General features: G+C 59.7%; 13 protein-coding genes. All 13 read left to right on the forward strand.

Features of this window, described 5'->3' with window-relative positions; translation table 11 throughout:
- The first annotated feature begins 45 nt into the window (after window positions 1-45).
- The gene (gene fabG / locus ACQ4WP_RS13510) at window positions 46-789 is read left to right on the forward strand and encodes a 3-oxoacyl-ACP reductase FabG (protein WP_141170041.1); all 744 of its coding nucleotides are present in this window, start codon (window positions 46-48) and stop codon (window positions 787-789) included.
- A gap of 178 nt (window positions 790-967) precedes the next feature.
- Window positions 968-1207: an acyl carrier protein gene (acpP, locus tag ACQ4WP_RS13515; protein ID WP_008449912.1), complete on the forward strand. Its 240-nt coding sequence runs from the start codon at window positions 968-970 to the stop codon at window positions 1205-1207.
- 29 nt (window positions 1208-1236) lie between these two features.
- The gene (fabF, locus tag ACQ4WP_RS13520; protein ID WP_436521365.1) at window positions 1237-2487 is read left to right on the forward strand and encodes a beta-ketoacyl-ACP synthase II; all 1251 of its coding nucleotides are present in this window, start codon (window positions 1237-1239) and stop codon (window positions 2485-2487) included.
- Between the two features lie 129 nt (window positions 2488-2616).
- Window positions 2617-3117 (forward strand): hypothetical protein, encoded by a 501-nt coding sequence (locus ACQ4WP_RS13525; RefSeq protein ID WP_436521367.1) that lies wholly within the window; start codon window positions 2617-2619, stop codon window positions 3115-3117.
- A 66-nt stretch (window positions 3118-3183) separates the two neighbouring features.
- On the forward strand, window positions 3184-3807 hold the full coding sequence (gene rpoE / locus ACQ4WP_RS13530; RefSeq protein WP_436521369.1) for an RNA polymerase sigma factor RpoE: 624 nt from the start codon (window positions 3184-3186) through the stop codon (window positions 3805-3807).
- Window positions 3808-3879: 72 nt separating this feature from the next.
- On the forward strand, window positions 3880-4203 hold the full coding sequence (locus ACQ4WP_RS13535) for a sigma-E factor negative regulatory protein (protein ID WP_436521371.1): 324 nt from the start codon (window positions 3880-3882) through the stop codon (window positions 4201-4203).
- Between the two features lie 239 nt (window positions 4204-4442).
- The gene (locus ACQ4WP_RS13540) at window positions 4443-5939 is read left to right on the forward strand and encodes a DegQ family serine endoprotease (RefSeq protein ID WP_436521373.1); all 1497 of its coding nucleotides are present in this window, start codon (window positions 4443-4445) and stop codon (window positions 5937-5939) included.
- Window positions 5940-6038: 99 nt separating this feature from the next.
- Entirely contained in the window at window positions 6039-6284 is a 246-nt protein-coding gene (locus ACQ4WP_RS13545) for a glutaredoxin family protein (RefSeq protein ID WP_436521375.1), read from the forward strand.
- Between the two features lie 316 nt (window positions 6285-6600).
- Window positions 6601-8391, forward strand: a complete 1791-nt coding sequence (lepA, locus tag ACQ4WP_RS13550; RefSeq protein ID WP_436507676.1) for a translation elongation factor 4 — start codon at window positions 6601-6603, stop codon at window positions 8389-8391.
- Between the two features lie 3 nt (window positions 8392-8394).
- Window positions 8395-9312, forward strand: a complete 918-nt coding sequence (gene lepB / locus ACQ4WP_RS13555; protein ID WP_425254046.1) for a signal peptidase I — start codon at window positions 8395-8397, stop codon at window positions 9310-9312.
- 107 nt (window positions 9313-9419) lie between these two features.
- Entirely contained in the window at window positions 9420-10220 is an 801-nt protein-coding gene (rnc, locus tag ACQ4WP_RS13560) for a ribonuclease III (RefSeq protein WP_436521377.1), read from the forward strand.
- A gap of 1 nt (window position 10221) precedes the next feature.
- Complete coding sequence (gene era / locus ACQ4WP_RS13565; RefSeq protein WP_436521379.1) at window positions 10222-11124, forward strand: GTPase Era; 903 nt, start codon at window positions 10222-10224, stop codon at window positions 11122-11124.
- A gap of 28 nt (window positions 11125-11152) precedes the next feature.
- A complete protein-coding gene (gene recO / locus ACQ4WP_RS13570) occupies window positions 11153-12004 on the forward strand; it encodes a DNA repair protein RecO (RefSeq protein ID WP_436521381.1) in 852 nt (283 codons plus the stop codon).
- Window positions 12005-12037: the final 33 nt, after the last annotated feature.

Here is a 12037-nt window from a genome sequence, read left to right on the forward strand (position 1 = left end):
CAGATCGCGGCAGCTTGCCTGCCGCACTTGCTTTTAAGGATACTCATGAATTTAGCAAATCAAGTCGTGCTGGTCACGGGCGCCTCGCGCGGCATCGGCCGCGCCATCGCCACCGAACTGGGCAAGCAGGGTGCCACCGTGGTTGGCACAGCCACCTCGGAAAGCGGCGCGCAAGCCATCACCGATTACCTGGCCGCCGAAGGCGTGGCGGGCAAGGGCCTGGTGCTGAACGTGACCGATGCGGCGCGCTGCGCGGCCGTCGTCGATGAAGTACAGAAAACCTACGGCAGCCTGTCGATCCTGGTCAACAATGCGGGTATCACGCAAGACCAGCTGGCCATGCGCATGAAGGATGAAGAGTGGGATAGCGTGATTTCCACCAACCTGTCGGCCGTCGGCCGCCTGTCGCGCGCCGTATTGCGCGGCATGATGAAAGCCAAAGCTGGGCGTATCATCAATATTACGTCGGTGGTGGCCTCGTCGGGCAATCCGGGGCAAATGAATTACGCGGCGGCCAAGGCCGGCGTGGAAGGCATGAGCCGCGCCTTGGCGCGTGAAATCGGCAGCCGCAACATTACCGTGAACTGCATCGCCCCGGGCTTCATCGATACCGACATGACCAAGGCCCTGAGCGAAGAGCAGCACGCGGCCCTGTTGACGCAAATTCCCCTGTCCCGCCTGGGCAAACCGGAAGACGTGGCAGCGGCGGTGGCCTTTTTGGCCTCGCCACAAGCGGCGTATATCACGGGCACGACCCTGCACGTGAACGGCGGAATGTACATGAATTGATGTGAAAGGTAGACGGGACGGGCGTTTGTGGCATGATTCAACGGTCGTTTTTGTCTATAATCGCATCTTTTAACAGCAGCTTCGGTCGAATTAGCAGCAGACACCGAAATTAGTATTCGGACGCGCAAACCTGATAAAATGCGCGCACTTTCCGTAACACACACTTTGGAGCCATAACATGTCGGATATCGAACAACGCGTTAAGAAAATCGTCGCTGAGCAACTGGGCGTTGCAGAAGCAGACATCAAAATCGAATCCTCCTTCGTCGACGATCTCGGCGCCGATTCCCTGGACACCGTGGAACTGGTCATGGCCCTGGAAGACGAATTCGAAATGGAAATCCCTGACGAACAAGCTGAAAAAATCACCACCGTGCAACAGGCGATCGACTACGCCACCGCACACGTCAAGGCCTAAGCCTGTCTGACCGACTTCAGGAGAATCGCTTGAGCCGTTCTAAAAACCGTCGTGTTGTTGTAACCGGCCTGGGCTGTGTTTCACCTGTCGGCAATACTATTGCCGAGGCGTGGGGCGCAATCGTTGAAGGTAAATCCGGCATTGCCACGATTACCAAGTTTGATGCATTGCCCTTCACCACGCATTTTGCCGGTGAAGTCAAAGGTTTCAATATCGAAGAGTACATCTCCGGTAAGGAAGCCCGCCATATGGATACCTTTATCCATTACGGCATGGCTGCAGGCATCCAGGCGATGCAGGACTCCGGTCTGGAAGTGACCGAGGAAAACGCCGAGCGCATCGGCGTGATCATCGGTTCCGGTATCGGTGGCTTGCCGCTGATCGAGGAAACCAAATCCGAGTACGAAAAGCGCGGTCCGCGCCGTATCTCGCCATTTTTCGTGCCTGCCTCGATCATTAACATGATTTCTGGCAATCTTTCGATCAAGTATGGTCTGAAGGGCCCGAACCTGGCGATCGTGACGGCGTGTACCACCGGTTTGCACAGCATTGGCGCTGCCGCGCGCATGATCGAGTACGGCGATGCCGACGTCATGATTGCAGGCGGTGCTGAATCGACCGTGTCGCCGCTGGGCCTGGGCGGTTTCGCCTCGGCACGTGCCTTGTCGACCCGCAACGACGATCCGGCAACGGCATCGCGTCCGTGGGATGCCGACCGCGACGGCTTCGTGCTGGGCGAGGGCGCTGGTGTCATGGTGCTGGAAGAGTACGAGCACGCGGTGGCCCGTGGTGCCAAGATCTATGCCGAAGTGCATGGTTTCGGGATGAGCGCAGATGCTTATCACATGACCTCGCCGCTGGAAGATGGTAGCGGCGGCAGCAAATCGGTGATCGCGGCCCTCAACAACGCAGGTTTGAACCCGGATCAGATTCAGTACCTGAACGCGCACGGCACGTCGACCCCGCAAGGCGACGTGGCCGAAGTGATGGGCATCAAACGCACCTTCGGCGAGCATGCCAAGCATATTGTCGTCAACTCGACGAAGTCGATGACGGGACATTTGCTGGGCGGCGCGGGCGGTCTGGAAGCAGTGTTTACGGTCCTGGCATTGCACCATCAGGTGTCGCCACCGACCATCAACATTTTCAACCAGGATCCCGCTTGCGATCTCGATTTCTGTGCCAACACGGCGCGGGATATGAAGATCGATTATGCAGTGAAGAATTCGTTCGGCTTCGGCGGAACGAATGGCACGCTGATTTTCGGTAAAGCGAAATAAGTAGGAACTTTCAAGCGCTCGCTACGGTCAAACCGTAGTGAGCGCTGATTCGGCGCCAATGTTCGTTGGCGCCTGAATTTGCCCGGCATGGTGCCGGCGCGCCTGATGTTTTCCCTTTGAGTTGGCAATATGTCGATTGCGGTAGCGGCTGTTATTCGCACGCCTGTCTGTTTGCGCCTGCTGCAAGCGGTGCTGGGGCTGTGCGCCTTGCTGGTCGCCTGGCCCTTGAGTGGCGCGTGGCGGCCTGAGGCCGTGTCTGGCCAACTGGTGGGCGGCTATGCGCTGGGCTGGGCCGGTGCGCTGCCGAGTGCGGCTGGCGGCGTGTTTTTGCTGGTTTTGCTGCGCAGGCGCAGAAAGCCGCAGACGCTTGATATTTCGCCGGTCGGCCAGTTGCGGCTGGCGGTATATCTGGAGCATGGCGGAGCGCCGTCCGGCTCAGGGGTCTTGGTGCCGTCTGTGCTGCGCCTGTTGCCGGGCTCGACCCTGTGGCCGTCGCTGCTGGTGCTGTGTCTGGCCGATGTTGCGGGGCGGCGCACGCAGGTGCTGGTGCAGCGTGGCAGCAGCTGCGTCGCCTTCCGCCCGCTGGCCGTGGCATTCCGGGCCATCGCGGCGCGCAGTGGGGAAGAATAAAAGTGGGGCGAACACTGAACTTCTTGCAGCGGGCCAACTCTATATCCATACAGGCGCCCACGCTGCATGACTACAGGGACATTGGGCGTGAGGACAGAGCGCGAGTATGATCAGTTACTGGTCGAGCGGGTGCAGGCTGGCGACAAACGGGCATTCGATGTGCTGGTATCGAAATATCAGCGCCGCTTGATGCGTCTGGTGTCGCGCCTTGTGCATGACCCGGCGGAGGCCGAAGATGTGGTGCAGGAAACCTTTATCAAGGCATATCGGGCGCTGCGCCATTTTCGCGGCGATGCCGCTTTTTATACCTGGTTGTATCGCATCGGCATCAATACGGCCAAGAATTATCTCATCACGCAAGGGCGGCGTGCCGCCACGTCCAGCGATGCCGACGCCGAGCGGGCGGAGTCCTTCGAGGATGGCAATAAATTGCGCGATAACAATACGCCCGAATCGGTGCTGGCCAGCAAGCAGATCGCGGCCACCGTCAATGCGGCCATGGAGGTGCTGCCCATCGAACTGCGCACGGCCATCGTGCTGCGTGAGATCGAGGGCCTCAGCTATGAAGAGATATCGGAAATCATGGCGTGCCCCATCGGTACCGTGCGCAGCCGTATTTTTCGCGCGCGCGAAGTGATTGCGGAGAAATTGAAACCGTTGTTGGATATGCCGATTGACAAGCGCTGGTAATCTGGGAAGTATGAGGTTGGCATGGCTGCGTTTAGTTTTCGCAACTATCCTCTTGAAATGGCAGGACCCATCATGGATACGCATACACGATTGCACGAGACGATTTCCGCCCTGGCCGATGGCGAGCTGGCGGCGAGCGAACTCGAACTGGCTTTTGCCGCCCTCGATACGCCATCGGGGCGGCAAGCCTGGGATGCCTATCGCTTGATCGGCGACGTGCTGCGCTCGGAGCAGTGCGGCCATGCCCTGAGCGCCCAATTCGACGCGCGCCTGGCCGGCCACCTGGCCGCCGAGGCGGCGCCAGACGAGCCGGCTACCCATTTGCCACTGTCCGCTGCCATCGTGCCGCCGGGCGCAGCCGAGCCGCTGGAGGCGGGGCCGCTGGCGCAGCGCTAGGGCGATTTTCCATCTTATGCCAGGCTTAACGCCATCTTTGCCCTCTTGACACTGGACTTCGGTACGATTGACACTGCGTACAGGCAATATCTTGCTTTTGCGATATATTGTTGCATTGTTTGCCATGCGTGCTGTCAGGTGTAGTGCCCCTGGGATTCCGTCATGACGGCCAATCATGCACGCAGGCAATCGCCTGATCCGCGTTTTGATCCGTTTATATACTCGAAAAGATCCTTTCCATGAAAAAAAACATGTGTGCCGCCAGCAAGTCGTTTTCAGTGAAGACGCTTTCCGCCTTATTGTTCGGTATGGCTGGCGTCTTTTTCGCCCCGACCATGCTGGGCCTGGGGTCACAAGCGCACGCCGCCGTGCCGGCCGTCAAGTTGCCTGATTTCTCGGACCTGGTCGACGCCGTCGGCCCGGCCGTGGTGAATATCCGCACCACCGAGCGCCTGAAGATGAATGCGCCCGGCGCGGGTGGGCAGGATGAGCAGGAAATGCAGGAATTCCTGCGCCGCTTCTTTGGCGGCGCCATGCCCACGCCGCGCCAGCAGGCACCGCGCGGCGGCCGCCGTGCCGTGCCGCAGGAGCAGGAAGTGCAGCGCGGCGTCGGTTCCGGCTTCATCATCTCGGCGGATGGCTACGTGCTGAGCAATGCCCACGTGGTCGATGGCGCCGACGAGGTGTACGTGACCTTGACGGACAAGCGCGAATTCAAGGCCAAGGTGATCGGTGCCGATGCGCGCACCGACGTGGCCCTGCTGAAAATCGAGGGCGGCAACCTGCCGCGCCTGACCATCGGCGACTCGGACAAGATACGCGTTGGCGAGTGGGTCATCGCCATCGGCTCGCCATTCAACCTGGAAAATACAGTGACGGCCGGCATCATTTCCGCCAAGTCCCGTGATACGGGCGATTATTTGCCCCTGATCCAGAGCGACGTGGCCGTCAACCCTGGCAACTCGGGCGGTCCGCTGATCAATATGCGCGGCGAAGTGATCGGCATTAATTCGCAGATCGCCACCTTGTCCGGCGCCTACAATGGCATCTCGTTTGCCGTGCCCATCGATGAAGCCATGCGCGTGGGCGAGCAGCTGAAGAAGACGGGCAAGGTCGTGCGCGGGCGCATCGGCGTGCAGATCGGCGAAGTGAGCAAGGACGTGGCGGAATCGCTGGGCTTGCCGAATGCCAAGGGCGCGCAAGTGTCGATGGTGGAGCCGGGCGGTCCGGCCGACAAGGCGGGCATCAAGCCGGGCGACATTATCCTGAAATTTAACGGTGCCCAGATCGAGCGTTCGTCCGACCTGCCGCGTCTGGTAGGCGGCGCCGCCGTCAACGGCAAGTCCACGGTGACTGTCTGGCGCAAGGGGGCACAGCAGGATATTCCTGTCACCGTCGTCGAGCTGGAGGGCGAGAAAACGGCGAAGAAGAGTGCCAAGGAGCCGGAAGCGCAAGCCGTCAACGCACTGGGCCTGAAGGTCAGCGACGTGCCGGCCGCGAAGAAGCAGGAATTGAAGATCGACGCGGGCGTGCTGGTCGACGATGCAGATGGTGTGGCGGCCCTGGCCGGCCTGCAGCCTGGCGATGTGATCTTGCAATTGAACAACGTTGCCGTGAAAGATGCCAAGCAGTTCAATGCCCTGGTGGCCAAGCTCGATCCGAAGAAGTCGTCGGCCGTGCTGGTGCGCCGTGGCGACACGGCGCAATTCGTTTCGCTGCGTCCATCGGCAAAATAACTTTTCAACCCGCACCCCGCAAAGGCCGGGGTCGGACCTATGGGACCAGGCGTCCCCGTCCGTCCCCAGTCGCTGCTCCTGGGGTTATTCAAGTTTCCCATGCACTTCACCCTCTATTCCCGCAGTTACTGCCATTTATGCCAGGACATGCTCGACGCCCTGCTCTTGCTGCAGCCGCCTGAAAAACCGTTTACAGTGGATGTGATCGATATCGATGCCTCGCCCGATGCTTCGCTGCTGGCGCGCTTCGACGAGCTGGTGCCGGTGTTGTTTGGCGATCTGGCCCAACCCGAGCTATGCCATTATTTTCTTGACGAGGCCGCTGTACGGCGCTATCTGGTATAGCCTAAATACCAACATTTACACTGCATTGCACCATTCTGCTGCCGGAAACAGCTGAAAATGTCGCCTTGCTCCGGTGCTGGCCTCTGAAAGACGGGCTTTCCGCTCTGAAATCCGGTAAAATGGGGAGGTCGAAAAAGCTACTGTCCGAGGCAGCAGCTTCTGTCGCTTCAAAAGCGCTCGCCTGGGCATGCAGATGTCCTGCTCGGAGCGCTTTTTTCATCATGAGTGGGGTGCCCGGTTTTGGCCCGGTTTGGCCCGAGCATGATCCCCATGATTCCTGTTAAAGCAGTGTTGTCACTCGCACATATATTAGTTAATGAATAACATACGCAACTTCTCCATCATCGCCCATATTGACCACGGTAAATCGACCCTGGCTGACCGCATCATTCAATTGTGCGGCGGCTTATCCGACCGCGAGATGGAGGCGCAGGTGCTCGATTCGATGGATCTGGAGCGCGAGCGCGGCATTACCATCAAGGCGCAAACGGCGGCCTTGCACTACAAGGCACGCGATGGCCAGATCTACAACCTGAATCTGATCGATACGCCAGGTCACGTCGACTTCAGCTATGAAGTGTCGCGCTCGCTGTCCGCCTGCGAAGGCGCGCTGCTGGTGGTTGATGCGTCGCAAGGCGTGGAAGCGCAAACGGTTGCCAACTGCTACACGGCGCTGGACCTGGGCGTGGAAGTGGTGCCCGTCCTGAACAAGATCGACTTGCCGAACGCAGACCCACCGAACGCCATTGCCGAGATCGAAGACGTGATCGGCATCGACGCGGCCGACGCCGTGCATTGCTCGGCCAAGACGGGCTTCGGCGTGCTGGACGTGCTCGAGCAACTGATCGTCAAGGTGCCGCCACCGAAGGGCGACCCCGATGCGCCGCTGCAGGCGCTGATCGTCGACTCCTGGTATGACGCCTATGTGGGCGTGGTCATGCTGGTGCGCGTGGTCAACGGTACCCTGAAACCGAAGGACAAGATCCGCCTGATGGCCACCGATTCGGTGCAGTTGGTGGAAGACCTCGGCGTATTCTCTCCCCGTTCGCAATCCTTGCCGCAATTGTCGGCAGGCCAGGTGGGCTTCATCATCGCTGGCATCAAGGAGTTGAAAGCGGCGAAAGTGGGCGATACCGTCACCCTGGTCAGCCGTCCTGCCGCCGCGCCATTGCCTGGCTTCAAGGAAGTGCAGCCGCAAGTGTTTGCCGGCCTGTTCCCTGTGGAGGCGAACCAGTACGACGCGCTGCGTGACTCGCTGGAAAAGCTGAAATTGAACGACGCGGCCCTGATGTACGAGCCGGAAGTGTCGCAGGCGCTGGGCTTCGGTTTCCGCTGCGGCTTCCTGGGCTTGCTGCACATGGAAATCGTGCAGGAGCGCCTCGAGCGTGAATTCGATATGGACCTGATCACCACCGCGCCAACCGTGGTGTATGAAGTGATCCAGCGCGACGGCACCATGATCAACGTCGACAATCCATCGAAGATGCCCGATCCGTCGCGCATCGAGGAAGTGCGCGAGCCTATCGTCACGGTCAATCTGTACATGCCGCAGGAGTACGTGGGTTCCGTGATTACCCTGTGTATCGGCAAGCGCGGCATCCAGATGGACATGAGCTACCACGGCCGCCAGGTCAAGCTCGTGTATGAAATGCCGATGGCCGAGATTGTGCTGGACTTCTTCGATCGCCTGAAATCGACGTCGCGCGGCTATGCCTCGATGGATTACGAGTTCAAGGAATACCGCGCGGCCGACGTGGTCAAGGTCGACATGCTGATCAACAGCGAAAAAGTCGATGCGCTGGCCATCATCGTCCACCGTTCGAACAGCCAGTACCGTGGCCGCCAGGTGGCCGCCAAGATGCGCGAACTGATCCCGCGCCAGATGTTCGACGTGGCCATTCAGGCGACCATCGGCGCCAACATCATTTCGCGCGAGAACGTGAAAGCCTTGCGCAAGAACGTCTTGGCGAAGTGCTATGGCGGCGACATCAGCCGCAAGAAAAAATTGCTGGAAAAACAAAAAGCGGGTAAGAAACGCATGAAGCAAGTGGGTTCCGTGGAGATCCCGCAAGAAGCATTCCTGGCAATTTTACAAGTGGATGGTTGATCAATGAACCTGCAAGTGATTTTAGGAAATTTTGCTTTAATCCTGTTCGTGCTGATGGTGTTGACGGGCCTGGTCTGGTGCCTGGATGTGTTTTATCTGTCCAAGCAGCGCCGCAAGGCGGCCGACCGCGCCCTGGCTGAGTTCGATGCGCGCCAGTCCAAGCTGGCCGCCGAGGGCATCAAGTCCGATGCGGGCGGCAGCCGCGCGACCATCGAGGCAGCGCTGTTGCGCCAGCCCACCTGGGTCGAGTATTCGGGCAGCTTCTTCCCCGTCATCGCCCTGGTGTTCTGCCTGCGTTCCTTCCTGTACGAGCCATTCAAGATCCCGTCGAGTTCGATGGTGCCGACCTTGCTGGTGGGCGATTTGATCCTGGTCAACAAGTTCACCTATGGCATTCGTTTGCCGATCGTGAACAAGCGCATCATCGAAGTCAACGATCCGCAGCGTGGCGACGTGATGGTGTTCAAGTACCCGAAAGATATGTCGCAAGACTATATCAAGCGTGTTATCGGCGTGCCTGGCGATAAAATCACCTATGAAAACAAGCGCTTGACGGTGAACGGCAAGGAAGTGGCGTACACCCCGCTGGACGACTACCTGGACGATGAAAGCACTGTTTATCACAAGCAGCTGGAAGAAAATCTGACGGGCGTGAGCCACCGCATCCTCAACGACGAGCCTGCACCAACGTTGAACTTGCGCGAAGTGAAGGATTTCCCGCACAAGGATGCGTGCAACTACAACGAAGACGGTTTTACGTGTGTGGTGCCACAAGGCAATTACTTCATGATGGGCGATAACCGCGACAATAGCGCGGACAGCCGCTACTGGGGCTTCGTGCCGAACGAGAACATCGTCGGCAAGGCCTTCCTGGTGTGGATGAACTTCAGCAATCCGAAACGCGTGGGCGGCATACACTAAGCCGGCCTGGTCTGTAATGGACCGACCATGGCTGCCGCGCCGATTCCCCGCGCGGCGGCCAGCCGAATTACTCAGATGATACAGAAACAACAATGAATCTTCAGCTATTGCAAACCCGTTTAGGCTATACGTTCCAGGATGCTGGCCTGTTGCAGCAAGCCTTGACGCATCGTAGCCACAGCAGTTTGCATAATGAGCGGCTGGAATTCCTCGGCGACTCCATTCTCAACTGCGTGGTCGCTTCCATCCTGTACGAACGCTTCAAGTCCATCGACGAGGGCGACCTGTCGCGCTTGCGCGCCAATCTGGTGAAGCAGCAGTCGCTGTATGAAATCGCGCAAAAGCTGGAACTGTCGCAATTTTTGCGCCTGGGAGAAGGCGAACTGAAGTCGGGCGGTTTCCGCCGTCCGTCCATCCTCGCCGATACCCTGGAAGCCTTGCTGGGCGCCATTTTTCTCGATACGGGCTTTGACGCGGCCAGCACGGTGATCCGCGCCTTCTACATTCCCATCCTCGACTCGGTCGATCCGCAAACGCTGGGCAAGGATGCCAAGACCCTGCTGCAGGAGTTTTTGCAAAGCAAGAAAATTTCGCTGCCACAATACAACGTGGTGGCTACCCACGGCGCCGCCCACAGCCAGGAATTCGAGATCGAATGCCTGGTGCCGAAATTGAATATCCAGGTCTACGGCCGTGGCGGAAGCCGCCGCGCCGGTGAGCAAGCCGCCGCCAAACTGGCGTTGGACGTGGCCGAGCAGGCGCTGTTGAAGTCGCCAGCCGCCAGCCGCAAGCCCAAACCGCGCGCCGCCCAGCTCAAGCTGGCCGGTATTGCCACCATCCAGAGCGACGACGCGGCAGCCCCGGCTGTTCCGGCGCACGCCGCTCCTACTAAACAGAATCGACACTAGCATGACAGCCACCAAAATGCCCGACAACTTCCGCTGTGGCTATATCGCCATCGTGGGCCGCCCCAACGTGGGCAAATCGACCCTGATGAACGTGCTGATCGGCGCGAAGGTCAGCATCACTTCGCGCAAGGCGCAAACCACGCGCCACCGCATCACCGGCATCCAGACGGTGCCGGACGCGCAATTCATCTACGTCGACACGCCTGGCTTCCAGACGCGCCATTCGAACGCGCTGAACAAGACGCTGAATAAAACCGTGACGAACACGCTGATTTCCTCGGATGTCATCCTGTACGTGATCGAGGCGGGCACGTTCGGCCCGGCCGACCAGCAAGTGATGGATTTGCTGCCGAAGGAAGTGCCATGCATCCTCGTCATCAATAAATCCGATCGCGTCAAGGATAAGGCTGTATTGTTGCCGTTTGCGCAAAAGATCGCCGCCATGCGCGACTTCTCCGCCATCGTGCCCGTATCCGCCAAGCTGCATTTCCAGCTGGAAGGCTTGCAGAATGAGATCAAGCGTTTCTTGCCGGAAAACCAACCCATCTTTGGCCCGGACGACATCACCGACCGCAGCGAGAAATTCCTCGCCTCGGAAATCGTGCGCGAAAAACTCTTCCGCTTTGTCGGCGATGAATTGCCGTACACGAGCACCGTGCTGATCGAAAAATTCGAGCAGGAAGGCGATTTGCGCCGCGTGTTCGCCGCCATCCTGGTCGAGCGCGATACGCACAAGTCCATGATCATCGGCAACAAGGGTGCGCGCCTGAAGGAAGTCTCGACCCAGGCCCGCCTGGATATGGAAAAGCTGTTCGGCGGCCCCGTGTACCTGGAAATCTGGGTCAAGGTCAAATCGGGCTGGGCCGACAACGAGGCGGGCTTGCGCGCCTACGGCTACGAGTAATCCGCAACCCGGGGGCGACGCTACACGCATGAGCACCACCACGCCAGCGCAGCCTGACATTGCGCCAGCCTCACCTGCTGTCTCCGCACCTGTTCCCGCGCCGGTGGTCATCGCGCCGCCGGCCGCACCTTCCGCACCGCCGCCTCGGCGCAGCCGTCCGCCCGCGCGCGACGGCCGCATCACGGGCCAGCCAGCCTTCGTGCTGCACAGCTATCCGCATAAAGAAACCAGCCTCATCGTCGACGTGTTTACGCGCGAATACGGCCGCATCGCGCTCGTCGCCAAGGGCGCCAAGCGGCCCCATTCGCAGTTGCGCGGCGTGCTGCAAACCTTCCAGCCCCTGCAAGCGGGCTGGACGGGTAAATCCGAACTGCGCATTTTGACGGGCGCCGAATGGGTGGGCGGCATGTTGCCGCTGGAAAAGACCGCCCTGCTGTGCGGATTCTATTTGAACGAATTGCTGGTGAAACTGCTGGCGCGCGACGACCCGCATCCCGTCCTGTTCGACCACTACGTTGCCACCTTGAATCAACTGGCGCACAATGAGCCGCCGCCCATCGTGCTGCGCAAGTTCGAGCGCGCCCTGCTCAAGGAAACGGGCGTGGCGGCCGACCTGACGCGCTGCACGGGCACGCGCCAGGCCGTCGAGGCGGGGCAGGTCTACGTGGTCGACCCGGAACGGGGGCCGCGCCCGGCGCGCGTCGCCGACGCCTGGCCCAGGATCACGGGCAAGACCCTGCTCGACATGGAGCGCGAAGATTATCTTGACGTGGCCACGCAGGCGCAAAGCAAGCTGCTGATGCGCTTTTTGCTGGCCCATCAACTGGGTGGCGCCACCTTGAATACGCGCCAGATACTGATCGATTTAATGCAGCTGTAGCTGCGGTTTACAGCACGACAGCACTTTACGGAT

Origin of the sequence: Janthinobacterium lyxosi (genome assembly GCF_051380665.1) — a bacterium.
GTDB lineage: Bacteria > Pseudomonadota > Gammaproteobacteria > Burkholderiales > Burkholderiaceae_D > Janthinobacterium.